The organism is Microbacterium sp. Nx66 (assembly GCF_904066215.1).
GTDB classification, from domain to species: Bacteria; Actinomycetota; Actinomycetes; order Actinomycetales; family Microbacteriaceae; genus Microbacterium; species Microbacterium meiriae.
In genome coordinates, this window is the sequence record NZ_LR880474.1 from 3,345,264 (window position 1) to 3,370,260 (window position 24,997).

The 24,997-nt window shown below is 70.5% G+C and carries 28 protein-coding genes; 17 read left to right on the top strand and 11 right to left on the bottom strand.

From position 1 onward, the window contains the following. Window positions 1-107: 107 nt before the first annotated feature. Window positions 108-908: an alpha/beta fold hydrolase gene (locus MICNX66_RS16185; RefSeq protein WP_187662722.1), complete on the top strand. Its 801-nt coding sequence runs from the start codon at window positions 108-110 to the stop codon at window positions 906-908. A gap of 87 nt (window positions 909-995) precedes the next feature. Here the strand turns inward: MICNX66_RS16185 and msrA are convergent, their stop codons facing one another. Then, window positions 996-1,538, bottom strand: a complete 543-nt coding sequence (gene msrA / locus MICNX66_RS16190; protein WP_187662723.1) for a peptide-methionine (S)-S-oxide reductase MsrA — start codon at window positions 1,536-1,538, stop codon at window positions 996-998. Further along, window positions 1,535-2,002, bottom strand: coding sequence for a peptide-methionine (R)-S-oxide reductase MsrB (gene msrB / locus MICNX66_RS16195; protein ID WP_102209798.1), 468 nt, complete (start codon window positions 2,000-2,002; stop codon window positions 1,535-1,537). The genes msrA and msrB overlap by 4 nt, the downstream gene beginning before the upstream one ends. Window positions 2,003-2,154: 152 nt before the next feature. Between msrB and MICNX66_RS16200 the strand changes: the two genes are divergently transcribed. The 4 genes from MICNX66_RS16200 to MICNX66_RS16215 all read left to right on the top strand — a co-directional run bounded on the left by MICNX66_RS16200 (window position 2,155) and on the right by MICNX66_RS16215 (window position 5,750). Continuing rightward, a complete protein-coding gene (locus MICNX66_RS16200; RefSeq protein WP_187662724.1) occupies window positions 2,155-3,072 on the top strand; it encodes a DUF808 domain-containing protein in 918 nt (305 codons plus the stop codon). Window positions 3,073-3,074: 2 nt separating this feature from the next. After that, complete coding sequence (locus tag MICNX66_RS16205; RefSeq protein WP_187662725.1) at window positions 3,075-3,602, top strand: GNAT family N-acetyltransferase; 528 nt, start codon at window positions 3,075-3,077, stop codon at window positions 3,600-3,602. A 2-nt stretch (window positions 3,603-3,604) separates the two neighbouring features. Further along, complete coding sequence (pnuC, locus tag MICNX66_RS16210; RefSeq protein WP_187662726.1) at window positions 3,605-4,312, top strand: nicotinamide riboside transporter PnuC; 708 nt, start codon at window positions 3,605-3,607, stop codon at window positions 4,310-4,312. Window positions 4,313-4,385: 73 nt separating this feature from the next. Then, entirely contained in the window at window positions 4,386-5,750 is a 1,365-nt protein-coding gene (locus MICNX66_RS16215) for an LLM class flavin-dependent oxidoreductase (RefSeq protein WP_187662727.1), read from the top strand. 70 nt (window positions 5,751-5,820) lie between these two features. Here MICNX66_RS16215 and MICNX66_RS16220 read toward each other — a convergent pair whose 3' ends face one another. Together MICNX66_RS16220 and MICNX66_RS16225 are read right to left on the bottom strand one after the other, a co-directional pair. Further along, complete coding sequence (locus MICNX66_RS16220; RefSeq protein ID WP_025102796.1) at window positions 5,821-5,997, bottom strand: hypothetical protein; 177 nt, start codon at window positions 5,995-5,997, stop codon at window positions 5,821-5,823. A gap of 9 nt (window positions 5,998-6,006) precedes the next feature. Further along, complete coding sequence (locus MICNX66_RS16225) at window positions 6,007-6,372, bottom strand: DUF4406 domain-containing protein (RefSeq protein WP_187662728.1); 366 nt, start codon at window positions 6,370-6,372, stop codon at window positions 6,007-6,009. 54 nt (window positions 6,373-6,426) lie between these two features. Here MICNX66_RS16225 and MICNX66_RS16230 point away from each other — a divergent pair, with 54 nt between their 5' ends. After that, window positions 6,427-7,176 (top strand): DeoR/GlpR family DNA-binding transcription regulator, encoded by a 750-nt coding sequence (locus MICNX66_RS16230; protein WP_187662729.1) that lies wholly within the window; start codon window positions 6,427-6,429, stop codon window positions 7,174-7,176. Here MICNX66_RS16230 and MICNX66_RS16235 read toward each other — a convergent pair. Next, window positions 7,109-7,906 carry a MerR family transcriptional regulator gene (locus MICNX66_RS16235; protein WP_232089127.1) on the bottom strand — a complete coding sequence of 266 codons (798 nt, stop codon included), beginning with the start codon at window positions 7,904-7,906 and terminating at the stop codon, window positions 7,109-7,111. The genes MICNX66_RS16230 and MICNX66_RS16235 overlap by 68 nt on opposite strands. A 67-nt stretch (window positions 7,907-7,973) precedes the next feature. Here MICNX66_RS16235 and MICNX66_RS16240 point away from each other — a divergent pair, with 67 nt between their 5' ends. From MICNX66_RS16240 to MICNX66_RS16265, 6 genes are all read left to right on the top strand, one after another. Then, the gene (locus MICNX66_RS16240; RefSeq protein ID WP_232089128.1) at window positions 7,974-8,426 is read left to right on the top strand and encodes a DUF6194 family protein; all 453 of its coding nucleotides are present in this window, start codon (window positions 7,974-7,976) and stop codon (window positions 8,424-8,426) included. 23 nt (window positions 8,427-8,449) lie between these two features. Further along, window positions 8,450-8,974 carry a putative immunity protein gene (locus MICNX66_RS16245; protein WP_232089129.1) on the top strand — a complete coding sequence of 175 codons (525 nt, stop codon included), beginning with the start codon at window positions 8,450-8,452 and terminating at the stop codon, window positions 8,972-8,974. A gap of 119 nt (window positions 8,975-9,093) precedes the next feature. Continuing rightward, complete coding sequence (locus tag MICNX66_RS16250) at window positions 9,094-9,771, top strand: response regulator transcription factor (protein WP_187662732.1); 678 nt, start codon at window positions 9,094-9,096, stop codon at window positions 9,769-9,771. Then, window positions 9,764-11,089, top strand: a complete 1,326-nt coding sequence (locus MICNX66_RS16255) for a sensor histidine kinase (RefSeq protein ID WP_187662733.1) — start codon at window positions 9,764-9,766, stop codon at window positions 11,087-11,089. The genes MICNX66_RS16250 and MICNX66_RS16255 overlap by 8 nt, the downstream gene beginning before the upstream one ends. A gap of 170 nt (window positions 11,090-11,259) precedes the next feature. Next, the gene (locus MICNX66_RS16260) at window positions 11,260-12,159 is read left to right on the top strand and encodes a hypothetical protein (RefSeq protein WP_232089130.1); all 900 of its coding nucleotides are present in this window, start codon (window positions 11,260-11,262) and stop codon (window positions 12,157-12,159) included. A 28-nt stretch (window positions 12,160-12,187) separates the two neighbouring features. Next, window positions 12,188-12,415, top strand: a complete 228-nt coding sequence (locus MICNX66_RS16265; RefSeq protein ID WP_187662734.1) for an RNA-binding S4 domain-containing protein — start codon at window positions 12,188-12,190, stop codon at window positions 12,413-12,415. On the opposite strand, the gene MICNX66_RS16270 is transcribed toward MICNX66_RS16265, so the two are convergent. Continuing rightward, entirely contained in the window at window positions 12,355-13,344 is a 990-nt protein-coding gene (locus tag MICNX66_RS16270) for a DMT family transporter (protein WP_187662735.1), read from the bottom strand. The two genes, MICNX66_RS16265 and MICNX66_RS16270, sit on opposite strands and share 61 nt — an antisense overlap. 32 nt (window positions 13,345-13,376) lie before the next feature. Between MICNX66_RS16270 and MICNX66_RS16275 the strand changes: the two genes are divergently transcribed. Beyond that, window positions 13,377-13,982 carry a TetR/AcrR family transcriptional regulator gene (locus MICNX66_RS16275; RefSeq protein ID WP_187662736.1) on the top strand — a complete coding sequence of 202 codons (606 nt, stop codon included), beginning with the start codon at window positions 13,377-13,379 and terminating at the stop codon, window positions 13,980-13,982. Here MICNX66_RS16275 and MICNX66_RS16280 read toward each other — a convergent pair. Beyond that, window positions 13,979-14,455, bottom strand: a complete 477-nt coding sequence (locus MICNX66_RS16280; RefSeq protein WP_187662737.1) for a hypothetical protein — start codon at window positions 14,453-14,455, stop codon at window positions 13,979-13,981. The genes MICNX66_RS16275 and MICNX66_RS16280 overlap by 4 nt on opposite strands. A 91-nt stretch (window positions 14,456-14,546) precedes the next feature. Between MICNX66_RS16280 and MICNX66_RS16285 the strand changes: the two genes are divergently transcribed. Then, entirely contained in the window at window positions 14,547-15,179 is a 633-nt protein-coding gene (locus MICNX66_RS16285; protein WP_187662738.1) for a winged helix-turn-helix transcriptional regulator, read from the top strand. Window positions 15,180-15,188: 9 nt separating this feature from the next. Here MICNX66_RS16285 and dnaB read toward each other — a convergent pair whose 3' ends face one another. Next, window positions 15,189-16,562, bottom strand: a complete 1,374-nt coding sequence (dnaB, locus tag MICNX66_RS16290) for a replicative DNA helicase (RefSeq protein ID WP_187662739.1) — start codon at window positions 16,560-16,562, stop codon at window positions 15,189-15,191. Window positions 16,563-17,078: 516 nt separating this feature from the next. On the opposite strand from dnaB, the gene MICNX66_RS16295 reads away from it, so the two are divergent. Together MICNX66_RS16295 and MICNX66_RS16300 are read left to right on the top strand one after the other, a co-directional pair. Next, window positions 17,079-18,143: a hypothetical protein gene (locus MICNX66_RS16295; protein ID WP_187662740.1), complete on the top strand. Its 1,065-nt coding sequence runs from the start codon at window positions 17,079-17,081 to the stop codon at window positions 18,141-18,143. Window positions 18,144-18,245: 102 nt separating this feature from the next. Next, window positions 18,246-19,964: a hypothetical protein gene (locus tag MICNX66_RS16300; protein WP_232089131.1), complete on the top strand. Its 1,719-nt coding sequence runs from the start codon at window positions 18,246-18,248 to the stop codon at window positions 19,962-19,964. A gap of 200 nt (window positions 19,965-20,164) precedes the next feature. Here MICNX66_RS16300 and MICNX66_RS16305 read toward each other — a convergent pair whose 3' ends face one another. Both MICNX66_RS16305 and MICNX66_RS16310 read right to left on the bottom strand, forming a co-directional pair. Next, on the bottom strand, window positions 20,165-20,530 hold the full coding sequence (locus tag MICNX66_RS16305) for a cupin domain-containing protein (protein ID WP_187662741.1): 366 nt from the start codon (window positions 20,528-20,530) through the stop codon (window positions 20,165-20,167). A 16-nt stretch (window positions 20,531-20,546) separates the two neighbouring features. Beyond that, window positions 20,547-22,673 carry a CapA family protein gene (locus MICNX66_RS16310; protein WP_187662742.1) on the bottom strand — a complete coding sequence of 709 codons (2,127 nt, stop codon included), beginning with the start codon at window positions 22,671-22,673 and terminating at the stop codon, window positions 20,547-20,549. Window positions 22,674-22,760: 87 nt separating this feature from the next. Between MICNX66_RS16310 and MICNX66_RS16315 the strand changes: the two genes are divergently transcribed. Further along, window positions 22,761-24,455, top strand: a complete 1,695-nt coding sequence (locus MICNX66_RS16315) for a trypsin-like serine protease (protein WP_187662743.1) — start codon at window positions 22,761-22,763, stop codon at window positions 24,453-24,455. 80 nt (window positions 24,456-24,535) lie between these two features. Here the strand turns inward: MICNX66_RS16315 and rplI are convergent, their stop codons facing one another. Further along, a complete protein-coding gene (rplI, locus tag MICNX66_RS16320; RefSeq protein ID WP_187662744.1) occupies window positions 24,536-24,988 on the bottom strand; it encodes a 50S ribosomal protein L9 in 453 nt (150 codons plus the stop codon). Window positions 24,989-24,997: the final 9 nt, after the last annotated feature.

Here is a 24,997-nt window from a genome sequence, read left to right on the forward strand (position 1 = left end):
CCGAGACCCCGGGTTCTCCTCGAAACCCCCTCCCCGCGACACCGCGGGGAGGGGGTTTCGGCGTGTAACCGGGGTCTCGGCGTCGACGTCAGGGCCAAGATGGAGGGGTGGCTGTTTCCCTCTCCGACCTCACCGAGATGCCCGCCCCGCAGCACGTCTACGCGGCGGACGGCACACGACTGGCGACGTACACGTGGGGCGAGCTCGATGCCCCGGTCGTGGTGACCGTGCACGGCTTCGCCTCCGGCGCGCGCGACAGCTGGGTGCTGACGGGCTGGGTGCGCGAGCTGACTAGGGCCGGGTACCGCGTGCTCGCACTCGACCAGCGGGGCCACGGGCAGAGCGACAAGCCGCATGAGTCCGACGCCTACGCCATCCGCAACCTCGTGACCGACGTCGAGACCGTCATGGACACGTACCTCGTCGACGACGCGTTCTACCTCGGCTACTCCCTCGGCGCCCGGGTGGGCTGGGAAGTGGCCCGTGAGCTCCCGCATCGGATCGGCCGGGCGGTCCTGGGCGGTGTTCCCGACGGCATCCCCCTCGCGCGTCTCGACCTCGACCAGGTGCGCGCGTACATCGCGGACGGCACCTCGGTGGAGGACGGCACGACACAGAACTACATCGCGCTGACCGAGCGGGTGCCCGGGAACGATCTGCGTGCGCTCGTCGCGCTGGCCGAGGGGCTGCGGGGCTCCGGCACGATCGACCCCGATCCCGCGGACGCCCCGGTCGTGCCGCTGCTGTTCGCGACGGGGTCCAAGGACGCGATCATCGAGGGCTCCCGGGCACTGGCCGCGGCGGCTCCCGATGCCCGCTTCGTCGAGCTCCCGAACCGCCACCACTTCAACGCCCCCGGCTCCCGTGACTTCAAGGAGGCCGCGCTCGCGTTCTTCGCCGAGTCCTGAGCCCGCCGAGACCCCGTCTTCGCGCCGAGACCCCCTCCCGCACGCGTGTGCAGGAGGGGGTCTCGGCGCGAGAGCGGGGTCTCGGGATCAGGCGGTGGCGTCCTCGCGCTTCGGGAGGACCCAGCCGGCGCGGGGGAAGTGACACGTGTAGCCGTTCGGGTACTTGATCAGGTAGTCCTGGTGCTCGGGCTCGGCCTCCCAGAACGGACCGACGGGCTCGATCGTCGTGACGGCCTTCGCCGGCCACAGGCCGGAGGCGTCGACATCGGCGATCGTGTCCCGGGCGACCTGCTCCTGCTCGGGAGTGAGCGGGAAGATCGCCGACCGGTAGCTCGACCCGATGTCGTTGCCCTGCCGGTTCAACGTCGACGGGTCGTGGATCTGGAAGAAGAACGCCAGGATGTCGCGATAGGTGGTCGCACTCGGGTCGAACACGATCTCCACGGCCTCCGCGTGACCGGGGTGGTTGCGGTAGGTCGCGTGGTCGTTCTCGCCGCCGGTGTAGCCCACGCGGGTGTCGATGACGCCGGGCTGGCGGCGGATGAGGTCTTCCATGCCCCAGAAGCAGCCGCCCGCGAGGACGGCCGTCTCGGTCCCGGGGGTGCGGGTGATGGTTCCGGTGTCGGTCATGACTGCTCCTCAGAGGTGTGGGTGGTGAAGAGGGGGCTGTAGCGACCGTACCCCTCCTTCTCGAGATCCTCCGCCGGGATGAAGCGGAGGGCCGCCGAGTTCATGCAGTAGCGGAGGCCGCCCTCGGCGCGGGGTCCGTCGTCGAAGACGTGTCCCAGGTGGCTGTCGGCTCCGGAGGACCGCGCCTCGGTGCGGGTCATCCACAGCGTGCGGTCGGTCTTCGTGGTCACGGCGTCGGCGTCGATCGGGCGCGTGAAGCTCGGCCAGCCGGTGCCGCTGTCGTACTTGTCCCGCGAGGAGAACAGCGGCTGGCCGGAGACGACGTCGACGTAGATGCCGTCGTCGTGGGTGTTCCAGTAGGCGTTGCGGAAGGGCGGCTCGGTGGCGTCCTGCTGCGTGACCTCGTACTGCAGGTTCGTGAGACCGCTGACGGCCTCGGGGGTCCTGCCGTAGTCGTTCGACATGAGTGGCTCCTTGTCCGACGCCGCTGGCTGCGGCGTCATAGAGGAGAACCACGCGGGCGCGGCTTTTGGTCCCGCGGGGCTGGGAGCGGGCTGGGAGTTTTCCCACTCGATAGAGTTGCCTCCGCACCACACACCACCCGAGGGGAACTGCCATGTCCGTTGGACTGCTCGCCGTCGTCGACGACATCCTGAGCGCCGCGATGAAGGCGTCGGCGAAGGCTGCGGGAGTCGTCATCGACGACGCCGCCGTGACGCCGCAGTACGTGCAGGGCATCACGCCGGCCCGCGAACTCCCCGTGGTCGGCAAGATCGCCCTCGGGTCGCTGGTGAACAAGTTCGTCATCATCATCCCCATCGCGCTGCTGCTCACCGCCTTCGCGCCATGGGTACTGCCCTATCTGCTGATCCTCGGCGGCTCGTACCTGTGCTTCGAGGGGGCGGAGAAGGTGCTCGAGTGGTTCGGGGTGCAGCACGGTCACGCGGACGAGGGCGCCCGCGACGAGAGGAAGCTCGTGCTCGGCGCCGTCCGCACCGACCTCATCCTCTCGACCGAGATCATGCTCATCTCCCTCGCCAGCCTCGACAAGGGACTCGGCATCTGGTCCACCCTGGCGATCCTCGCGGTGATCGCGCTGGTCATGACCGTCGCGGTGTACGGCGCCGTGGCGCTCCTGGTGAAGATCGACGACATCGGCCTGAAGATGGCGAAGAACCCCGTGCAGCGCGTGCGGCACACCGGCACGCGTATCGTCCGGTCGATGCCCGCGGTCTTCCGCTTCATCAGCGTGCTCGGCACCGTCGCGATGCTCTGGGTCGGCGGGCACCTCGTCCTCATCAACCTCGGCGAGGTCGGGCTGCACGCGCCGGCCGACGTGCTCCATGCGGTCGAGCACGCGCTGGAGCCCCTCGGCGGCTTCGTGGTCTGGGTGGTCGACACCATCATCTCCGCCATCGCCGGTCTCATCTGGGGTCTCGTGATCGTCGGCGCCGTCCTCGGCATCGCGAAGGTCTTCGGCAAGAAGCCGAGCTTCCACGAGGGCGAGGCCTCCCCCGCCGACATCCACGTCTGACGATGACCGCCGTGCACCTCAGGGCCGCCGAGAGCGACGACCTCGACACGATCACCGAGATCCACAACCACGCCGTCCTGCACACGACCGCGATCTGGAACGAGGAGGCGGTGGATCGCGCCGACCGGGAAGCCTGGCTCGCCGACCGGACCGCGCGCGGCTACCCCGTGATCGTCGCCGCCGACGACAGCGGGGTCGTGGGCTATGCGTCCTACGCCCAGTGGCGCCCGCACAGCGGCTACCGCCTGACCGTCGAGCACTCCGTCTACGTGCGCGGCGATCAGCGCGGGCGCGGCATCGGCACGCTCCTCATGACTGAGCTCATCGCCCGGGCTCGGGCAGCCGGGATGCACGTGATGATCGGCGGGGTGGAGAGCGGCAACACCGCCTCCATCGCCCTGCACGAGCGCCTCGGGTTCCGGGAGGTGGGCCGCATGCCGCAGGTCGGTGCGAAGTTCGGCCGCTGGCTCGACCTCAGCATGCTGCAGCTCGTGCTCGACGACCGCCCCACCCCCCACGCGGCGCTCTAGCGATGGGCTTCCTGCAGTGGCTCGTCGACGCCTTCTCCTCGTCCTGGGTGCTGCCGGGAGGCCAGACCCTCCTGGTGCGTGAGGTCGTCGGGAACGCGTTCGGACTCGCGAGCGCCCTCGGGGGCATGCGGCGCAAGGTCTGGGCGTGGCCGGTCGGCATCGTCGGCAACGTCCTGCTGCTGACGGTGTTCCTCGGTTCCGCGCTGAGCCCCGACCCGTCGCTCCCGCATCTCCTCGGTCAGGCCGGGCGGCAGATCATGTTCATCGCCGTCGCGATCTACGGCTGGATCCGCTGGCGGAATGCCGACGGCGGTCGCATCGTGCCGCGGTGGGCGCCGACCGGTGCCCGCGTCGGTCTGGTCGTGGTCCTCGTCGTCGGAACCGTGGCGCTCACCCCCCTGTTCCGCGCCCTCGGTTCGTGGGAACCGGTCTGGGCCGACGCCTGGACCTTCGTCGGGTCACTGCTCGCGACGTACGGCATGGCCAAGGGCTGGACCGAGTTCTGGCTCATCTGGATCGCCGTGGACGTGGTGGGGGTGCCGCTGCTGTTCAGCTCCGGCTACTACGCGACCGGCCTCATGTACGTGTTCTACGGCGTCTTCACCGCGATCGGGTTCGTGATCTGGTGGCGGGCGCAACGGCAGGCTGCCCGTCCGATCGAGATCCTCCCGCCCGACCCGAGCCCCCGCCGTCCGGACGACGAGGCCTGACCGGCGTCGCGATTGTTTCGGTGCGTGTCGCCGTCGCTCGCCCCGATGCCGCCCGGTCCCGTTTCATGGGGGCATGACCCGGCAGATCCGTTTCAACGCCTTCGACATGAACTGCGTCGCCCATCAGTCGTCCGGCCTGTGGCGGCATCCCGACGACCGGTCGCGCCAGTACAACACGATCTCGTACTGGACCGACCTGGCGAAGCTGCTGGAAAGCGCGACCTTCGACGGCATCTTCATCGCCGACGTCCTGGGCACCTACGATGTCTACGGCGGCACGAACGAGGCCGCCATCCGCAACGGCGCCCAGGTGCCGGTGAACGACCCGATCCTCCTGGTCAGCGCGATGGCCGCGGTGACCGAGCATCTCGGCTTCGGCGTCACGGCCGGCACCGCGTTCGAGCACCCCTACCCGTTCGCTCGACGACTCAGCACGCTCGATCACCTCACCCAGGGCCGCGTCGGCTGGAACGTCGTGACCGGCTATCTGCCCAGCGCCGCCCGGAACATGGGCCAGGAGGACCAGCTCGCGCATGACGACCGCTACGACCACGCGGACGAGTACGTCGAGGTGCTCTACAAGCTCTGGGAGGGGTCGTGGGAGGACGACGCGGTGGTGGAGGACCGCGAGCGCGGCATCTTCACAGACCCGTCGAAGGTGCACCCGATCCGGCACGAGGGGAAGCACTTCTCCGTGCCCGGCATCCACATCTCGGAGCCGTCGCCGCAGCGCACTCCGGTGATCTACCAGGCCGGCGCCAGCCCGCGCGGAGTGCGGTTCGCGGCGGAGAACGCCGAGGCCATCTTCGTCGCGGCGCCGTCGAAGGAGGTGCTCGCCGGCACCGTGAAGCGCATCCGCGACGCTCTCGAGGCGGCGGGGCGCGACCGGTACGACGCCCGGATCTACACCCTGCTCACTGTCATCACCGCCGCGACGAGCGAGGAGGCGGCCTCGAAGCACGCCGAGTACCTCTCCTACGCGAGCCCGGAGGGGGCGCTCACCTTCATGTCGGGGTGGATGGGCGTCGACCTGTCGCAGTACGCCGAGGACGAGCCGGTGGGGAACGTCGAGTCGAACGCGATCCAGTCGGTGCTGCAGCACCTGAAGGAGGAGGCCGACCTCGGTCGCGAGTGGACGGTGGGCGACTTCGGCCGCCACAACGCGATCGGCGGGCTCGGCCCCACGATCGTCGGCTCGGGGGTCGAGATCGCCGACGAGCTGCAGTCGTGGGTCGAGGAGACCGACATCGACGGCTTCAACCTCGCGTACGCCGTCACCCCCGGCACCTGGCAGGACGTCATCGAGCACGTCATCCCGGTGCTGCGCGAGCGCGGCGCCTACCCCGAGGAGTACGTGCCCGGCACGCTCCGCCACAAGCTGCACGGCCGCGGCGACCGGGTCCAGCCCACGCACCGCGCCGCCCAGTACCGCCTCTGACCCCGTTCGAATCGCCCGCTGTGCTGCAAATCCGGCCGGTGTGGCGCAATGTGGGCGATTCGAAGGCCGATCAGTCGGCGTCGCGGGTGAAGAGGCTCCGCAGCACGAGGAAGACCACCACGGCGACGACCGCGACGATGGCGAGCTTCGCGATGAACCAGAGCACCGAGAACAGCGCGCTGACGATCCACCACGCGATCACGACGGCGAGGATGACGCCGAGGACGGTCCAGATGTTCTTGGTCATGCCTCCAGCCTACGGAGTCGCGGCGGCCGGGATCTCCTCCAGCGACCGGTAGACAGGCAGTCCGCGCTCGTGGGCGATGGCGACATCCTGGTCCGCGCCCGTCGAAGCCCCCGGAAGGCGCAGCACCGCATCGCAGTGCTGGAGGAGGCGGTGCGCGGTCTCGTACATCACGTCGCCGGTCTCCACTTCGGCCGCGTCGAGGGTGCGGAGGATGGGCAGAGCGGCCCATTCCCCGATCATCGGCACGTGGCCGAGGCGGAAGATCGGACCGGACGCCTCCTCCAGACGCGCGAGATTGCGGGCGATCAGGGCGGCGTCGCCGTTGGTGCCGGAACGGTAGGGGCCGGCGATCAGGATCAGGAGTGGCTTCATCATGGAGATGACTGTAGTCTGAATCATGCATAAACGTGCAGCTTCGTGAGGAAACGTATGCTCGCTGCTCAGCGCAAAGACCACCTGCTCGCCGTACTCGCCCGCGAGGGACGGGTCGTGGCGAAGGCTGCGGCCGATGACCTCGGAGTATCGGAAGACGCCATCCGCCGCGACCTCCGCGAGCTCGCCGAGGAGGGCAGGCTCCAGCGCGTGTACGGCGGCGCGCTGCCCATCGCCGCGGCCGATCGCCCGGTGCGGGAGCGCCACGACCTGGCGACCGAGAGCAAGGAGCGGGTCGCCCGCCAGGCGGTCACGACCATCCGCCCCGGATCGACGATCGTGCTGGATGCCGGAACCACCACGCTCGCGATGGCGCGACTGCTGCCCTCCGGCACCGGCGTCACGGTCATCACCCCGAGTCCCGCCGTCGCCCTGGCCGTCGCCGAGCACTCGGATGCGCGCGTGATCATGATCGGCGGCGAGCTCGCCCGGCACTCTCTCGTCGCCGGAGGGGGACTCGCGATGGAGGCGATCCAGCACCTCGCTGCCGACGTGTTCTTCGTCGGGGTCACGGGTGTCGACCCGCGTCACGGCCTCACGACGGGCGAGCTCGACGATGCCGTCACCAAGCGGGCGATCGCCTCCCGATGTGCCGCGACGATCGTGCTCGCGAGCGACGAGAAGATCGGCGCCGCCTCGCGCTACCCGGTGCTGCCGTTCGAGGCGGTCGCCGCGGTCATCACCGACCCCCTCGACGAGAATCCGCTGATCCCCGAGGTCCTGGCGCAGATCCCGGCGGGGGCGTGAGCGAGGATCCCTCCTCCGCGAGGCGTTCCGTGAGCAGGGCGTGCAGGTGACCTGCCGCCGCGAGAAGCGCCACGCTACGGCGCGTGAGGTCAGCCAGCCGCTCCGCGAGGATGCGCTGCACGTCTTCGGTGTCACCATGCGCTCGCACCTCTTCGATGATCCGGGATACCGCGGGGATGCCGTAGCCGCCCGAGCGCAGGGCGGCGGCGATCCGCGCCTCGGTGATCGCGAGGGAGTCATAGGAGCGGACCGATCCCGCGCGACGAAGGGGGCGCACGAGCCCTTCTCGCTCCCAGTGCCGAAGTGCGGAGGAACGGACGCCGAGCGCCTGGGCGAGTTCGCCGATGGCCATCGCATCGTCCTCGACGAACGGATCGTCGGCCTCCGCCACGGCGTCCTCGAGTCCGCGCAGGGCCGCGCGCACCCGTGAGCGATCGAGGGCGATGTCCGCGTGCAGGGCGTCGATCCGCTCCGCCGCGTGCTCGACCGATCCGCCGATGAGAGCGGGCATCAGTCGACGCGCGGGCACCGGACCGAGCGCCGCCGCCAACGCGCGATAGGCACGCAGCGCCAGGGCATGCGGCGTCCGATACCGCCGGTACCCGTTCGCGCCGCGCTCCGCGGCGGGGAGGACGCCGAGGCGCTCGAGGTCGCGCACCTGCTGCGTCGAGTAGTCGACCAGCCGGCCGAGCGCCGCCGTCGTCATCACCTGCTCTTGAGGGTTCTGCACACTCCTCCTCGTCTTTCCGGTCCTTGAGTCCACATAAGCACGTCAGCCTCAGCATTGAAGGATGCAAATGCAGGAGATCATCGCAGAGGTCCGTTCGTTCGACGGCGTGCTCGTCATCGCCCCGGAGGCGGGCAGCGACTTCCCCGAACTGTCATGGGGAGACGCGTACTTCTACCACGCGCCCGACGGCCGCATGCCCGAGCGCACTCAGCCGTACGGGACGATCATCACGAAGGACTATCCCGACGACACGTCCTCCGCGCTGGACGCTCCAGGGCGCTTCCGGGTGAACATCCACGTCGGACGCGAGCGCGCGGAGTCGATCGTCGCGGCGGCGTCTCTCACAGGCGACGACACCGACCCGACGGCGGTCGACGTCTTCCGCCCTCACCCCCTGTACGGCACCGCCGGCTGGGTGTGCGTCATCGACCCCGCAGAGGCGACGGAGGGTGCCGTGCTCGCCCTTCTCCGCGAGGCGCACGAGGCGGCACGTGCGCGCACCGGACGACGGGCGCGATGAGTCCCGTGTCGACTTCTCAGGGCATGACCGAGTCCGACCGTCGGATCGTCGCGGTGTGGGCGGCCGACTGCGCCGACCGCGTGCTGCCGCTGTTCGAGAGGGAGGCCCCGGACGACGACCGTGCGCGTGATGCCATCGCCAGGACGCGCGCCTTCGCCCGTGGCGAGCTCGCGGCTGCGGGCGAGATCCGTCGTCGCTTCGTCGCGGGCAGGGCTGCCCGCAGCGCCGTGACACCTGCCGGCACCGCGGCCGCTCGCTCCGCGGCACAGGCCGCCGGGGTCGCGCACATGGGTGCGCATGCTCTCGGGGCAGCCGCCTACGCCGCGCGAGCTGTCGAGCTGGCACACCCGGACGCCCCCGACGTCCGCGTCGCAGAGGTGCGCTGGCAACTCGCGCACCTCTCCCCCGAGGCCGCTGCGGCCCTGCGCACCCTCCCGCCCCTGGGCACCGACCCCGCCGGCCCGCTCGGCCCCGGGCTCCTCTCCTCCGGCCCCCTCGGCGAGGTGATCCGCGACCTGCAGGCACACCTCTCGTCCGCCGTCGATTGAGTCCCTCTTCGAATCGCGCAACTGGCTGTATCTGAGCCGCAGATGGAACCAGTTGCGCGATTCGAAAGCGGCCCGACGGCTTCAGCCCCGATTCAGCGTCGACCCGCCACACTGGGGGGATGCGGATCCTGGTGGTGGACGACGAGGTGCGTCTGGCCGAAGGCGTGCGCCGCGGACTCGAGGCGGAGGGCTTCGCGGTCGACGTCGCCCACAACGGCGTCGACGGCCTGTGGCGGGCCCGCGAGACCCGGTACGACGCCATCGTGCTCGACCTGATGATGCCCGGCATGAGCGGGTGGAAGGTCTGCGAGGCCCTGCGCGCCGAGGAGAACTGGACCCCCGTGCTGATGCTCACCGCCAAGGACGGCGAGTGGGATCAGGTGGAGGCGCTGGAGAGCGGCGCCGACGACTACGTCACCAAGCCCTTCTCGTTCGCGATCCTCGTGGCCCGACTCCGGGCACTCGTGCGGCGCGGCGCCGTGGCGCGACCGACGATCCTCGAGGCCGGCGACCTGCGACTGGATCCCGCGGGACACCACGTCTGGCGCGGCGAGGCCCCGATCACCCTGACGGCGCGCGAGTTCGCTGTGCTCGAGCACCTGATGCGGCACCGGGGGCAGGTGCTGTCGAAGCGCGACCTGCTGGCCGGCGTCTGGGACGACGACTTCGACGGCGACCCGAACATCGTCGAGGTCTACGTCGGCCACCTCCGCCGCAAGGTCGACAAGCCGTTCGGGCGCGAGGCGATCGAGACCATCCGCGGTGCGGGCTACCGGCTGGCGGCGAACGGTGGCTAGGCGGCTCTGGCGGTCGGTCCGCGGCCGGACGACCCTGGGTGCCACCCTGGTCGTCGCGGTCGCGCTGCTCCTCGGTGCCTTCTCCTTCTACGGGGTGCTGAGCGCGAGCATCCACGGCAGCACCGAACGCGCGGCGGAGCAGCGGCTGGAGGAGCTCGTCAGCCGGTTCGACGGTCCGGGCCGGCGTGGCCCCGACCAGCTCGACGACGACCTCGTGCAGCTGCTCGGACGAGACGGATCGGTGCGGGCGTCCAGCGAGGAGGCTGCCGATGCGCTCGGCGCCACCCCGCTGCCCGTGGACGACGATCCGCAGGTGGTCCGCATCGACGGGGAACCCATGGTCGTGGTGTCCGACGACGTCGAGGGCGACCAGACCCTCGTCCTCGCGGTGCCGATGGACGAGGACGCGGAGACCCTGGCCACCGTGGCGACGCTGCTCGTGATCGCCGTCCCCGCGCTGCTGCTGCTCGTGGCCGTCACGACCTGGCTCGTCACGGGGCGCGCGCTGCGCCCGGTCACACGCATCCGCCAGGAGGTCGAGGGCATCACCGCCGAGCGCCTCGATCACCGGGTGCCGGTTCCCGACACGGCGGATGAGATCCACTCCCTCGCCGTGACGATGAACGGGATGCTCGACCGGCTCGACGCGGCGGCGACCGCGCAGCGCCGCTTCGTCTCCGACGCCTCGCACGAACTGCGGTCTCCCCTGGCGACGATCCGTCAGCACGCGGAGCTCGCCCAGGCGCACCCGGAGGTGACGAGCATCGACGAGCTCGCCGAGGTGGTGGCCGAGGAGGGGCTGCGGCTGCAGGGCATCGTGGAGTCGCTGCTGCTCCTCGCCCGCCTCGACGAGGGTGTCACCGGGAGCACCGAACCGGTCGACCTGGACGACCTGGCCCTCGCGGAGGTGCGTCGGCTGCGGGCTGCCGGGCTCGACGTCGACGGGTCCGGCATCCGCGCGGCCCGCACTGCCGGCGATCCCCGCCTGCTGGGCCAGCTGCTGCGGAACCTCGCGGACAACGCCGCCCGGCACAGCAACGGCCGCGTGGCGATCGGGGTGGAGTCACGGCCGCCGCACGTCGTCCTCACGGTCGAAGATGACGGCGCCGGCATCCCGCCGGAGGAGCGGGACCGCATCTTCGAGCGCTTCGTCCGGCTCGACGAGGCCCGCAGCCGCGACGCGGGAGGCAGCGGGCTCGGTCTCGCGATCGCCCAGGGTATCGCCACCGCCGCCCACGGCGCGATCGCGGTGGACGCCTCCCGGTGGGGCGGCGCCCGCTTCACCGTCACCCTCCCCTCGGCCGGCCCTCTCTCCTGACCCCGCCCCCGGGCACAGCTTCGGAGATCGCCCACGACACCCCGGCCATGACCTCCTCCCGGACGGCGTGTCGTCGCCGAGCTCCGAAATCGTGCCCGGGATATCGGTTCCTGAACGGGGCTTCAGGAGGCTTCAGGGTGGCTTCAGCGGCGTCGGGAGACCATCGAGACATGAACGACAAGACTCCTGCTTCCGACCAGAACCCCACGCCGGACGAGAACCGCGCCTCCGGACCGGACTCGGCATCCGCCGTCCCGAACGCGGGCCAGGACCACACCGCAGGACAGGGCTCCCCCGCCGGCCCCGGCACGAACGCGAACGCCGACGACCCGACGGTGCCGGTCGCGCCGACCACCGATCCTGCCGCGACGCCGAACGGCGCGCCGGAGGCACCGGCCGCCGCAGCGACCCCCACCAAGCCCGGACGCAAGCGCGCGCTCCTCATCGGCGGCGGGATCGCGGCCGCGGTGCTGCTCGCCGGCGGAGGCGTGGCAGTGGGCGCCGCGATCGGCGACGAGTTCGGTGACGACGACGACCGTCCCGCCATGGAGGGCCCCCGACACGAGGGCGATCACGGCCCGCGCGGAGACCACCGCGGCGACGACGACGCGCGCCCGAGCGGAGACCGGGGCGACCGCGGTCCGGTGACCGGCATCGGCACCGACGACGTCGACGAGCTCCTCGCGATCGCCGCCGCCGCCCAGGACGCCGCGGAGGGCGAGGTCACCTCGATCGACGCGAAGCGCGACGGGACGTGGGAGGTGCAGCTCACCACGTCCGCTGGGGACGAGACCGAGGTGCGCGTCGACGACGAGCTCGCCGCGACCGTGGTGTCGACAGACGCTGCGGACGGCGACGACCAGGGTCCGACTCTCACGCTCGACGAGGAGACCATCCGCACGCTCGTCGATGCCGCTCTCGCCGAGGCCGAGGGGATGATCACCGACCTCGACGTGGACTCCGACGACGTGAGCCCCTACGACGCCTCCGTCCTGACGACGGACAACCGCTCGATCGACATCTCCTTCGATGCCTCGTTCGCGGTCGTGGGCACCGACATCGACGAGTGACGGTCGGCCCGACGGCTAGCATGCAAGGATGACGAACTCCGATCCGATCGACGAAGTCTCCATCGGCGGCGAGGTCATCCGCCTCGGGCAGTTCCTCAAGTTCGCGGGCCTGCTCGATTCGGGCGGCGACGCGAAAGAGGTCATCATCGACGGCTACGTCACCGTGAACGGCGACGTGGACCGGCGCCGCGGGCGTCAGCTCCGCGATGGCGATGTGGTGACCTTCGAGGGCCGGGCGGTGCGCGTCCGGCCCTGACTCGGCACCGCGGAGCCGTCCTCCTCCTGGCCCCGATTCCGCGCCTCGCTCACGAGCACGGCGGTCACCCCGGCCCCGCACAGCGCGAACCCGCCGAGCGTGATCGCGGTGAGGGGCTCGCCGAGCAGCAGCGCCCCGCCGATCGCGGTCGCCGGGGCGACGAGGAAGAGCAGGGCCTGCAGCGCGGTGATGCCGACCCGGCGCAGCAGCCACCAGTACAGTCCGTAGGCGCCGAGCGTAGGGAAGACCGCGGTCAGGACCACGGCGATCCAGAACGACGGTCGAGCCGGCGGCACGAGTGCCCCGGCGAGCGCGCCGATGACGAGGAGCAGCACGGCGGTCACGCTCACGTGGATGGTCAGGGTCAGCAGCACCCCCGTGCGCACGGCCGTCCGCCGCTGCACCAGCGTGCCGATCACGAGGCAGACCATCGCCGTCGCCGGAAGCAGGTAGGCGACGAGCGGCGCGCGGCCGGCGCCGAACTGCGACTGGACGACGAGCAGCACCCCCACCGCCCCGATCACCAGCCCCGCGACCTGAGCGCCGCGTACGCGGAGGCCTAGCACCGGACCGACCAGCACGGCGACGAGCAGCGGCTGGACGGCATCGATCAGCGCGACGGTGCCGGTGGCGATGCCTGCGGCGACGGCGGCGTACACAGCGGCGCAGTATCCGAACTGGGCGAGCGATCCGACGAGCGCCTGGACGCCGAGTTCGCGACCGGTCATCCCCCTCGCCGCACCGGACACCGCGACGAGGACCACGAGCACGACGGCGAGCGGCGTGAACCGCCAGACCAGGAGCGTCAGCGGGTCGACGTCCGTGGTGGCGACCGCGGGGATGAGGAATCCCGAGCTCCACGTGAGGACGAAAGCCACCGCGGCACCGACGGTGAGGAGGCGCCCGAGTATACCGATCTGTTTACTCATCCACCCACTATACAGGTTGGTATACTCGGCGCATGTCGATCCCCGTCCCGGAACTCCCCCCATTGACCCCGGGAGCACGCCGCGTGCTCGACGCCGCCTCCGACCTCTTCTACGAGCGCGGCATCCACGCCATCGGAGTCGACACCATCGCCGCGGCCGCCGGCGTCACGAAGAAGACGCTGTACGACCGCTTCGGATCGAAGGAAGCGCTCGTCGTGTCGTACCTGCAGCACCGGGACGCCCGCTGGCGCGATCACGTCGCGGCCCACCTCGCGCGGGTGCCGGAGCCGGGGCCTGCCCGTGTGCTCGCGATCTTCGACGCAGCCCTAGCCTGGGTGCCCGACAACAGCACCAAGGGATGCAGCGCCATCAACGCGCGTGCCGAGATCGACGGCCCCGGGGATGCCCCGCTGGTGCTCGCCGAGGCCCGTCGCGAGAAGGAGTGGCTGCTCGCGGTGTTCGCAGAGCTCTGCGATGAGGCGGGCTTCCGCGATCCGGAACGTCTCGCGGCGACGCTCATGCTCCTCTATGAAGGGGCCATCGTCACCGTCGGCATGGGGACCTTCGCCGAACCGTTCGTCACCGCTCGCGACAGCGCGCGGCGGATCCTGGAGTCCACACCGTCCGACGCGTCCTAGACGTCGGTCGTCGGCAAGGACGCGCGCGGCGGCAGCACAGCGCGCACCGTGACCACGAGAAGGGCCACGAGCAGCACGACCATCGTCACGTCCGCGACGATGTAGGCGTAGTGCGCGCCATCGGTTCCCGGAGCCTCCTGCCCTGCGATGACGAGATCGCTGCGCCGATTGAGGATCGGGCGGATGACGATCACCTCGACGAGGAACGCCAGCCACAGCCCGCCGAGCAGCAGCGCCGAGGGACGTCCGGCCCTGGCGCGGATGCTGACCGCGGTCAACACGAGGAGCACCGCTCCCGCGAGGACATTGAGGGCGGTGAAGACGAGGCGACCGATGCCGAGCCCCAGCGGGATCGTGATTCCGGGAGCCAGGAACTTCAACGGCGCCTCCAGGAATGAGATCGCGACGATCGCCCCGAGCAGGAATGCGGGCAGGAGCAGGCGCAGCGCGGTCACCGTGCGTCCACCCGTCATGGCCTCAGGCTAACCGGACCGGTCGCCGCCGTCGCCAGACCTGGCCGTGGAAATCGGCCCCTCGCTCGGCGCGCAGGGGATAATGGGTAACATGCCACGTCCTACCGACGCCTACCGCGGGCTCATGCAGAGCAGCCGGCTGCGGGTTCTCGCCGCCTTGATGGACACTCCGGGAATCGGCCTCGCCGAGCTCTCCCTCCGCATGGGCCTCCACGTGAACACGCTGCGCGACCACCTTCGCGTGCTCGAAGGCGAGGGCCTCGCCCGGTCCGAGGTGGAGCACACCGGTCGGCGCGGACGGCCGCGGCTGCGCTTCTCCCCCGTGTTGCCGAGCGAGCCGAATGAGATCGAGGAGCGGCGGGTCCAGGAGGCGATCCGTCACGGCGACCTCATGCGCGCGGTGCTCCCGGCGACGCGATCCGGGCTCCCGGAGGCCGCGACGCATCAGCTCGATGCGCTGTTCCACCACCTCGACGACGTGGGCCTGCAGCCGGACATCGACGAGAAGGCGATGACCGTCGACCTCTCCCCCTGCCGCTTCCACACGCTGCTGACCGATGACCAGACCGTGGTCTGCCGGGTGCACGAGGAACTCATGAAGTCGGTGCTGGCGAGAGCGGGCGGCCCCGTGGAGATCGAACGCGTTATCCCGTTCACGACGTCCCACTCCTGCCACGTCCGGCTCAGCCTCCGCGAGGAGTCGGCGTCCGACGTGGGACGCTGATGCCGCGGCTCAGGTGAAGTCGCCGCCCGGCGCCATGTCGGCGAACCGAGAGTAGTGCCCCTGGAAGGCGACCGTGATGGTCGCGGTCGGACCGTTACGGTGCTTGGCCACGATGAGGTCGGCCTCGCCGGGACGGACGTCCTTGTCGTAGACCGAGTCGCGGTGCAAGAGGATGACCATGTCGGCGTCCTGCTCGATCGATCCGGACTCTCGCAGGTCGCTGATGGCGGGCTTCTTGTCCTGTCGCTGCTCGGGACCACGGTTCAGCTGCGACAGCGCGATGACCGGCACCTGCAGCTCCTTGGCGATGAGCTTGAGGCTTCGGGAGAACTCCGAGACCTCCTGCTGACGGGACTCGACGCGCTTGCCGGATGTCATGAGCTGGAGATAGTCGATGATGACCATCCGCAGACCGGCCCGCTGCTTCAGCCGCCGGCACTTCGCCCGGATCTCGACGAGCGTCATGTTCGGGCTGTCGTCGATGTAGAGCGGGGCGTCGTTGATGCGGCCGCGGGTGGCGGCGACCGTCGTCCAGTCCCGCGGGTCGAGCGTTCCCTTGCGCATGTTCTGCAGCGGGATCGCCCCCTCGGCGCTGAGCAGACGCATCGCGATCTCGCTCTTGCCCATCTCGAGCGAGAAGAAGATCGAGGGGAAGTCGTGCCCGATCGAGGCCGCACGGGCGAAGTCGAGGGCGAGCGTGGACTTACCCATCGCGGGTCGCGCGGCGACGACGATCATCTGGCCGCCGTGCAGGCCGTTGGTGAGCTCGTCGAGCTCGCGGAAGCCGGTGGGGATGCCGGTCATGGAACCGTCGCGGCCGTTGGCCGCCTCGATCTCCTCGACGGCGGCATCGACCGCGACGGTGAGCGGTACGTAGTCCTCGGCCGTCTCCGAGCCGGTGACCGAGTAGATCTCCGCCTGCGCGTTGTTGACGATGTCGGTCGCGTCGCCCTGGCCGTCGTAGCCGAGCTGGACGATGCGCGTCCCGGCGTCGACGAGGCGGCGGAGGATCGCTCGCTCGGAGACGATGCCCGCGTAGTAGCCGGCGTTGGCCGCGGTCGGGACGATCGACGTAAGGGTGTGCAGGTAGTCCGCGCCGCCCGCCTTGTTCAGCTCACCGGTCTTGATGAGCTCGTCGGTGACGGCGACGACGTCGGTCGGCTCACCGTGGGAGTAGAGGGAGAGGATGGCCTCGAAGATGAGCTCGTGCTTCGGGATGTAGAAGTCGGCGCCCTTGAGCGTCTCGATCACATCGGCGACGGCGTCCTTCGACAGAAGCATGCCGCCCAGGGCGCTCTGCTCGGCGAGGAGGTCGTGCGGAGGGGTGCGCTCGGGCGGACGCTGCCCTCCCAGGCGCTCCGCGGAGATGTCGGCGATCGACACTGTGTTCCCTTCGATGCGACGGTTCTGAGGCGGGCCCCGCGCGCGCATTCGCGGATGCCGGTGCGGGGGACCGCGGCCGCGCGGCGGCCATCCCCAGACAAGCAGGTGCCCCCGACATTCGGTCGCTCGACCACGCTATGAGCGGTCTCCACACGGTGCAACACGGCCTGTGGATAACCATGTGGACAGCGTGCGGACAATCTCGGAGTGTCTGTGCAGAACGGGTGTGGATAACCCGGTGGACGGTGTGAAGAGCGAAGTTTTTTCTGCAAACTGACCAGGTATAAATCGTTTCCCCAGCCTGTGGATGAAAACGAGTTTAAATTGCGCGTTGAAGGTTTCCCCTCCGGAGGGGGCATGTGTAGAACCTGGGGAAAGTCAAGCCGGAAATCCGCCGGGCGCGTCACGATCTGACACGAGACGAATCGGATGTAAACGCCCCTGGACAGAGAGGGGGTCCGCGAGTATTGTGCCTCCCATCGACACACCCGTAGACCTTCGGAGGGGGAGGACGACGTGGACGCTCGGACCACCCGACGCGGCGTACCCAACGCCGTCCTCTGGGGTGGCGTCGGCGTGCTCGCCTGGGCGGCCCTGACCGTCCTCACCGGTGGGGGCTCCGCGCATGCGGCCGAGGAGCCGAAGGGTCCGCTCGACGGCCTCACCTCCGTCGTGTCGGAGACGGTCACCGCCGTGACGAAGCCGGTCGTGAACAACGTCGTGGCTCCGGTGGTGAAGCAGGTGGCGACGCCGGTGGTCCAGGAGGTCGTGGCCCCCGTCGTGCAGGAGGTCGTCGCGCCGGTCGTGACCCACACCGTTGCTCCCGTCCAGGAGGCGGCTCCCGCCGTCGTCGAGACGGTTACCGAAACGGTGACGCAGGTCCCGGTCGTCGGAGACACTGCGGCTCCGGTGCTCGAGGCGGTCGCCGAGACCACCGAGACGGTCGTCGAGCCCGTGACCGACGTGCTCGGCTCTGCACCGGTCTCGCAGATCACCGCGCCCGTGCTCGACCTCGTCGGCGGCCTTCCGCTGGTCGGCGGCATCGTCGTGGACTCCGGCGCCATCGACCTGGTCGAGAACGTCGTCGGTGTCGTCGACGGCACGACCAGCCTGATCGGCGGCGTCGTCGAAGAGACCGTTCCGCCGGTCGTCGAGGTGCTCACGCCACAAGAGCCGGCTGCACCGCAGACCCCGGAGGGCTCCGTCCCCATGGGCGTCCCCCCTGTGCGCGACGACATCGCCACGCTTCCCGAGCCTGCTCCCGCACCGTCGGCCTCGCCGAGCACGGGCCAGGACTCTGTGCTCCGTACCGTGGCTTCCGTCGCAGGTCCGGTCTCCGCACCCGACTCCTCGGACGCCGGTGCCGGTGACACCGCCCCGGTGCCGTTCGGTGCTCCTCCGTCCGCTCCGGCCGCCCCCGCCTCTTCCTCCGCCACCTCGGCCGGAGGTTCCGCCAGCGCCCCCGCTCGCCTCAGCGAGATCGGCGCAACCCCGCTCCGTGCCTGGGAGCGGGCCGCCGGCGCACGGGACGACGCCCTTCCGGGCGCACCCGTCGCCGACACCGACGTCTCGCCTGACTGACGGACTGTCGCGTCATCCCACCGGGATGACAGATGCCGTGCTGCGCGCGCACTTCCTCGCGCGCATCCCATCAGACAGACCAGTCACGTCAGGAGAACAATCATGCGTACCTACGCGAAGCGAGTCCTCTGGGGCACGCTCATCGCCGGCGGGATCACCCTGCTCGGCGCGACGGCCGCCAATGCGGCCGAGACATCCGGAGACGACGGCTTGCTCTCCGGCACCCAGGCGGTAGCGCCCATCACCGCCCCGATCACGGTCGTCGACAACGCGATCTCCGTGCTCGGCGACGCGGCATCCACCGCGCCGGCTCCGGCCCCGGCTCCCGCCCCTGCTCCGGCTCCCGCACCGGCGTCCGCCCCCGCTCCGCAGACGAGCGGCGAGGAGGGCACCGCATCCGGCACCCAAGCCGTGGTGACCGTGAACCTTCCCGTCACGGTGACGGACAACGCCATCAGTCTCACCGAAGACTCCACGACCAGCACCCCGGCCGCCGCTCCTCCCCAGAGCGCGGCTCCCCAGGCCCCTGACGCGGCCGGGGTGCTTTCCCTCGACACGGACGGCCTGGATGGTGTGCTCTCGGGCACCCAGGCTCTCGTGGCGGTCAACGCCCCGGTGACCGTGGCCGATAACGCCATCTCGCTGCTCGGTGACTCCGAGTCGGCCGCTGAGGGAGAGAGCGCCGCAGCACCGGCGCCTGCCCCGGCGACCGGGTCGAGCACGTCGGGCGAGGACGGCACCGCAAGCGGCACCCAGGTCGTCGCGCCGGTGACGGCCCCGGTCACGGTGAGCGGCAATGCCATCTCGCTCCTCGGCGACAGCGAGGCCTCCGGCACCTCCGGCGGCACCGCGGCCCCGACCGCACCCGCGGCCGGGTCGAGCACCACCGGCGGTGACGACAGCATCCTCGGGGGCACGCAGGCCGTGGCACCCGTGACGGCGCCTGTCACCGTCGGCGGCAACGCCATCTCGCTCCTCGGCGACAGCGAGGCCACCGGCACCTCCGGCGGCACCAGCCCGGCACCGGCTGCGCCCGCGGCCGGGTCGAGCACCTCGGGCGAGGACGGCACCGCGAGCGGCACCCAGGTCGTCGCCCCGGTGACGGCCCCCGTCACCGTCGGCGGCAACGCCATCTCGCTCCTCGGTGACAGCGAGGCCACCGGCACCACCGGCGGCGCCACGGCCCCGACCGCACCCGCGACCGGAGGCAGCACCACCGGCGGTGACGACAGCATCCTCGGCGGCACCCAGGTGGTCGCGCCCGTGACCGCCCCCGTCGGCGTCACCGGCAACGCCATCTCCATCACCGACGACGCCACCGTCACCGGCACCACCGGCGGCGCCACGGCCCCGACCGCACCCGCGACCGGAGGCAGCACCACCGGCGGTGACGACAGCGTCCTCGGCGGGACTCAGCTGGAGCTCCCGGTGACGCTTCCCATCACGATCGGCGGGAACGCGATCTCCGTCGTCGGCGAGAGCACGGTGACCGATCCCGGCACGAACCCCGGCACGGACCCGGGCACGGACCCGGGCACTGATCCCGGAACGGACCCGGGCACCGACCCGGGCACGAACCCCGGAACCGACCCGGGCACGGACCCCGGCACCAACCCCGGAACCGACCCCGGAGCGAACCCGGGAACGACGCCGAGCACTGGAGCCGGCATGACCAGCATGCCGTGGGCTGCGGGTGCCGCCGCGACGGGTGAGGCCACCGGCCTCGCGATGACCGGTGGTGCCTCGGCCCCGTGGCTGTGGGCCCTCGCCGCTCTCCTGCTGCTGGGAGGTGCGGGCCTGCTGCGCCGTCGCACGGCGTAGGCGCTGAGCCCCGGCGGTGGCGATGTCCTCGGGGGAGGAGACTCGCCCCCGCCGGTGCGCGGCAGCGTCCGCACGTGCGGTGCAGCCCTCGCTGCGCTTCCTCTGCCGAGCGTGACCGCCGCGCAAACGGCGGATGCCCCGTGGTCCCCCCACCGCGGGGCATCCGTGCGCCCGTTCTGCGGACGCACGGGATGTGGGGCTTAGCCGAGCTCCTGGAGCTCCGCCGTCATGTCGCCGCCTGCGTCTCCGGTGTTGACCGTGCCCTTCGGCTCGAAGAGGATCGCCTGCACCTCTTCCTCGGCTTTCGGGCAGTGCTCGACCCCCCGAGGAACGACGAACACGTCGTTCGGGTTCAGGACGACGTCGCGGTCGCGGAGCTGGATCGTCAGGCGTCCGCTCACCACGAAGAACAGCTCGTCGGTCTCGGGATGCGTGTGCCAGACGAACTCGCCCTGCAGCTTCACGACCTTGACGTCGTAGTCGTTGACGCTCGTCAGCCGGTGCGGCTGCCAGTGCTCGTGGATGGTGGAAAGGGCCTCGCGCACATTGCGAACGTCGTCCGTCATGGCCAGCAGCCTATCCTCACGGCGGGGCGATCGACCCGTCGGCGTCGACGACGGCGGCACTGCCCGGGAAGTCCCGTCGGCCGCGCTCGTCCATCAGGGCGCCGGCCCGACCGGTCGGATCGGGCGCCGGGGCACCGCCGTCGGCCTCCAAGACGATCGAGCGGACCTGTCCGCCGAGATACGTTCCGTCTGCGCGGAGACGGACCGACAGGTAGGCGCCGAAGCGCGTCTCCTCCTCGGCCCCGAAGACGCCCCCTCCCGCGAAGTTGCCCAGGCTGTACGCGATGAGCCGGCCACGGTAGAACTCCGCACCCCGGACGACGTGCGGACCGTGCCCGACCACCAGATCGGCCCCGGCGTCGACGGCCGCGTGCGCGAACGCCTGCGGATCGCCCCGGTTCTCCCCGAAGCTGAGCTCGGTCCCCCCGGTGACCGCGTCCGCCTCCGGTCCCTCGGCGCCCATGTGCGCGTGGACGACGACGAGATCGGCCTGCTCCGCCGCCGCGCGCACCACCTGACCGACGTGACGGAGGTCGGTGACCCGGTTGAATCCCCTGTACGGCGCGAAGCCGACCAGGGCCACGGTGGTCTCCCCCACCCTCGTCACGACGACCTCGTTCCGGTCCCCGACGGCGTCCATGCCCTCCGCGCGCAGAACGGCCCTCGTCTCGTCGACGCCCTCCCGGCCGAAGTCGTGACTGTGGTTGTTCGCCTGATTGAGCACGTCGAAGCCGCGCAGCGCCGCAGCGGCATCCGGCTCGCTGCGGAACGCGAGGCAGTGGTCGCTCCCGCCGCACTTGTCGACGCCGGTGTCGGCCGCGATCACCTGCTCGAGGTTGCCGGTGACGATGTCTTCGGTGAACCACGGGCGCACGGCGTCGAAGGTCGATCGTCCGCGATCCACCGGGATCCCGCGCGACGCGTCGTACAGCAGGATGTCGCCGACGGCGCCGATGCTGACCTCGCCCTCGTTGGTGGCGGCGCGGTCGGCGGTCGCGGCCGGCCGGGCGGGAATCGCCGCTGCCGCGCTGACGGCGAGGCCGACCCCCAGCAGTGCCAGCATCGCGACCGGGGTCCGCCAGGGGACTCTGCGAGGCGCGCCGTCGACCGCGGCCCGCCGACGAGGCAGATCCCACAGCCAGGCGAGTCCATCGCGAGCGGTGGGGCGATCGAGGCCGATGCACGCGGCGACGAGAGCCGCCGTCAGCACGACCGGGAGCAGGACGGCCGCGATCAGCTGCACCGCCTGCCCCGCCTCGGACAGCACTCCCCCGAGCGCGGCGTCGGCGAGCGCGAGCAGCGGCATGTGCAGGAGGTAGATCGGCAGGGTCCGGACGCCGAGCGCCTGCAGGCCCCGCCCGACCAGAGGGAGGCCCGCGAGGATCGGGGCGACCGCGAGTCCCATCGCCACCCCGAGGACGGACACCGCCGGCCACACCCCGGGAACGGTCTCCGTACCCGTCACGCGCATGACGGCGTAGGCGGCGAGGTACCCGAGGATCAGGGCCCCGGCGAGTGCTGGTCGCGGACGAGCGGTGAAGCGACGGATGCGCGGTGCGAGGTACGCACCTCCGAGGAAGAAGAAGAGGTTGTAGAGGAGCGATCCGCGGTTGCTCACCACATCGACCAGCCCGGCGGCCACCGCCACCGAGAGGACTCCGGAACCCGCCAGCAGGACGCCGCGCGGCAGTCGCTGCAATCCCTTCGCGACGACGAAGTACAGCGCGAGGGCGTAGAGGTACCAGGTGTTCGGCGGGCTGATCGTCACCCCCTCCACGAACGCGGAGACACTCCTCGGTACGAACGTCGGGAAGTCGGGGAACGCCCACATCGCGGCGGCATGGATGAGGCTCCAGAGGAGATAGAGGTAGAGGAAGCGGCCCACGCGCGGACGGAGCACGGCCGCCCACGGTCGAGCCAACGCTGCGGAGGCGAAGTATCCGGACAGGAACAGGAACAGCGGCATGAGGAACGGCCAGATGAGGTCGCTCGCGAGACCCCAGGCTCCGGGAAGGGGGATGCCGAGCCGCCAGTCGACCTGCAGGTAGGTCTTCAGCACGACGTGCCAGAACACCACGAGGACGATCAGCAGCCCCTTCGCGGCATCGCCCCAGGGCGCGCGCGATGTCGTCGCTGCGGTCATGACACCAGCCCACCCCACCGGATGTTGCGAGAGCGTATGCGAATCCGGCGACAGTCCTGCAACATCCCCGTCCGTACGGTCCTTCGCATGACACGCATCAGATACCTCGTCGCCGCCGTGCTCGCCTCGCTCCTGGTCCTCGCGGGCACGACGCCCGCGCTCGCGATCAGCGACGGCAGCGACGCGACGGAGTCCTACCCCTTCATGGGCGCCTACAAGCCCGGCTACCCGAAGACGCCGGGGCCGGGAGGCAACGGCTGCGGCGTCACCCTGATCGACGCGAACTGGGGCCTCACCGCCGCGCACTGCCGCAAGAACAACCTCGTCAGCACGGGAACGCCGAAGGGATGGACGGTCCAATTCGGTTCCGCCGACGTGACGGAAGGCGGTGAGGTCGCCACGGTGAGCCGGTTCTTCCGCCTCCCCGAGGGTACCGAGCCCGTGTTCGGTGAAGACCTCATGCTGTTGCGCTTCGACGAGCCGGTGTCGCAGACGCCGATCCCTCTCGCGTCGGCGCGGCCGAAGGTCGGCACGGCGGTGCGTTTTCTCGGTTGGGGTAATGACGCGAGTCCGGGCGAACAATCCCACTATCCGACGATGCTGAAGGAGTTCGACGCGCGAGTCCTCGACAACGCCGACTGCCCCACCATCGAACGAGTCAGCGAGATGTGCGCCGGCGACGGCGACGGCAAGACCGGAAACGCAGACTCCGGGGGGCCGCTGCTCGTCCGTGTGAACGGAGGGTGGGCCCTCGCCGGCATACTCACCGGCAGCGAGGACCAGAACCCGGAGGTCAGCGGCCTCTTCACCGACGTGACCGCGCACGCCGACTGGATCCGGACCGTCATGTCGACGTACGAGTCGATTCCCGATGACGTCGTGCCCCATGACCCCCTCGCCGGCTACCCGGGCGTCGGGCCCTGCGCGTCCTCCATCGTCAGAGCCGCGGCGTCGACGGACGAGGACCATGCCCTCCTCCTCACCAACGGGCACTGCACCCCGGCCGTGGATCCGTCTGGAGACATCCCGCAGCCTGGAGCATTCGAGCTCGACCGACCATCGGACTCCTCGGTCCCGTTCAAGGACGAGAAGGGGTACCTCCTGACCACGTCGAGGACCGAGCGGCTGCTGTTCGCCACCATGACCGGCACCGATCTCGCGCTCTATCGGCTCGACGCCTCCTACGCCGACCTCGAATCGCAGGGCGTCACCCTCCTGGACATCGCCGCCGCGCCGCCGAAGATCGGAGACGTGGTCACCCTGCAGGCGGATGAGGGCTTCACCTGCACCGTCGAGACGGTCGTCCCCACCCTGCGCGAAGGCGAGTATGAGCTCTACGACTCGCTGCGACTGGCGAAGGACGAGGACTGCGAGACCTACCACGGCACCTCCGGGGCAGCCCTCGTCGCCCCCGACGGGAAGACCATCGTCGGGGTGAACAGTTCGAGCAACACCGACGGGGAGAAGTGCACGGAGGACAACCCGTGCGAGGTGGGGGCGGACGGGAAGATCAGCGTCCACACCGATCAGGCCTATGCCCGTCAGGTCACCGTGCTGAACGACTGCATCGCGGCCGGTTCGGTGTTCGACGCGGACGCTCCCGGGTGCACCCTCGCCGCCGCTGCCCGTGGCGAGGAGCCGCTGAACGTCCCGCTCCTCGTCGGCGGTGCGGTGTTCGGCCTCGGCATCGTGGCGTTGGCGTGGGCGCTCGTCGCGCAGCGTCGACGGAGGCATCACCTCATCGACCAGACGATGGAATCAGGCAGCACCCCTGCCGCCTGACCCGCGTCCGGACGCAGAAACGCCCCCTGTCCCGGAGGACAGGGGGCGTTCTGTTCGACAGGCAGGGCCCGTCGGATGCCTTACTTGGCGGCGACGACCTGCAGCGTGATGACGGCAGTGACGTCCTCGTGCAGACGCACGGTCGCCTCGTGCTCACCGGTCGCCTTGATGGGCGAGGTGATGTGCACCTTGCGCTTGTCGATCGAGCCGAGGCCCGCAGCCGTGACGGCCTCTGCGACGTCGGCGGTCTTCACCGAGCCGAACAGACGGCCTTCCTTGCCGGCCTTCACCGCGAGGCGCACCTTGGTGCCCTCGAGGGTGTTCTTCAGGGCCACAGCCTCGTCGCGGTCGTGGATCGCGCGTGCCTGACGCGCGGCCTGGATCGATGCGACCTGCTTTTCGCCACCGCGGGTCCACGCCGTAGCGAAGCCCTGCGGGATGAGGAAGTTGCGGGCGTACCCGTTCTTGACCTCGACCACGTCACCGGCGCTACCGAGCCCGGCGACCTCGTTCGTGAGAATCAGCTTTGCCATCTCGATACC

Excerpts from the sequence above, each read along its gene's own strand:
- MICNX66_RS16250 (WP_187662732.1), top strand. The coding sequence starts at position 9,094 with ATGCGGATCCTGGTGGTGGACGACGAGGTGCGTCTGGCCGAAGGCGTG.
- MICNX66_RS16280 (WP_187662737.1), bottom strand. The coding sequence starts at position 14,455 with ATGACGGGTGGACGCACGGTGACCGCGCTGCGCCTGCTCCTGCCCGCA.
- MICNX66_RS16270 (WP_187662735.1), bottom strand. The coding sequence starts at position 13,344 with ATGAGTAAACAGATCGGTATACTCGGGCGCCTCCTCACCGTCGGTGCC.
- MICNX66_RS16200 (WP_187662724.1), top strand. The coding sequence starts at position 2,155 with ATGTCCGTTGGACTGCTCGCCGTCGTCGACGACATCCTGAGCGCCGCG.
- rplI (WP_187662744.1), bottom strand. The coding sequence starts at position 24,988 with ATGGCAAAGCTGATTCTCACGAACGAGGTCGCCGGGCTCGGTAGCGCC.
- MICNX66_RS16310 (WP_187662742.1), bottom strand. The coding sequence starts at position 22,673 with ATGACCGCAGCGACGACATCGCGCGCGCCCTGGGGCGATGCCGCGAAG.
- MICNX66_RS16285 (WP_187662738.1), top strand. The coding sequence starts at position 14,547 with ATGCCACGTCCTACCGACGCCTACCGCGGGCTCATGCAGAGCAGCCGG.
- MICNX66_RS16265 (WP_187662734.1), top strand. The coding sequence starts at position 12,188 with ATGACGAACTCCGATCCGATCGACGAAGTCTCCATCGGCGGCGAGGTC.
- MICNX66_RS16225 (WP_187662728.1), bottom strand. The coding sequence starts at position 6,372 with ATGATGAAGCCACTCCTGATCCTGATCGCCGGCCCCTACCGTTCCGGC.
- MICNX66_RS16240 (WP_232089128.1), top strand. The coding sequence starts at position 7,974 with ATGCAGGAGATCATCGCAGAGGTCCGTTCGTTCGACGGCGTGCTCGTC.
- msrB (WP_102209798.1), bottom strand. The coding sequence starts at position 2,002 with ATGTCGAACGACTACGGCAGGACCCCCGAGGCCGTCAGCGGTCTCACG.
- msrA (WP_187662723.1), bottom strand. The coding sequence starts at position 1,538 with ATGACCGACACCGGAACCATCACCCGCACCCCCGGGACCGAGACGGCC.
- MICNX66_RS16215 (WP_187662727.1), top strand. The coding sequence starts at position 4,386 with ATGACCCGGCAGATCCGTTTCAACGCCTTCGACATGAACTGCGTCGCC.
- MICNX66_RS16245 (WP_232089129.1), top strand. The coding sequence starts at position 8,450 with ATGACCGAGTCCGACCGTCGGATCGTCGCGGTGTGGGCGGCCGACTGC.
- MICNX66_RS16275 (WP_187662736.1), top strand. The coding sequence starts at position 13,377 with ATGTCGATCCCCGTCCCGGAACTCCCCCCATTGACCCCGGGAGCACGC.
- MICNX66_RS16315 (WP_187662743.1), top strand. The coding sequence starts at position 22,761 with ATGACACGCATCAGATACCTCGTCGCCGCCGTGCTCGCCTCGCTCCTG.
- MICNX66_RS16230 (WP_187662729.1), top strand. The coding sequence starts at position 6,427 with ATGCTCGCTGCTCAGCGCAAAGACCACCTGCTCGCCGTACTCGCCCGC.
- MICNX66_RS16260 (WP_232089130.1), top strand. The coding sequence starts at position 11,260 with ATGAACGACAAGACTCCTGCTTCCGACCAGAACCCCACGCCGGACGAG.
- MICNX66_RS16305 (WP_187662741.1), bottom strand. The coding sequence starts at position 20,530 with ATGACGGACGACGTTCGCAATGTGCGCGAGGCCCTTTCCACCATCCAC.
- pnuC (WP_187662726.1), top strand. The coding sequence starts at position 3,605 with ATGGGCTTCCTGCAGTGGCTCGTCGACGCCTTCTCCTCGTCCTGGGTG.
- MICNX66_RS16300 (WP_232089131.1), top strand. The coding sequence starts at position 18,246 with ATGCGTACCTACGCGAAGCGAGTCCTCTGGGGCACGCTCATCGCCGGC.
- MICNX66_RS16205 (WP_187662725.1), top strand. The coding sequence starts at position 3,075 with ATGACCGCCGTGCACCTCAGGGCCGCCGAGAGCGACGACCTCGACACG.
- MICNX66_RS16220 (WP_025102796.1), bottom strand. The coding sequence starts at position 5,997 with ATGACCAAGAACATCTGGACCGTCCTCGGCGTCATCCTCGCCGTCGTG.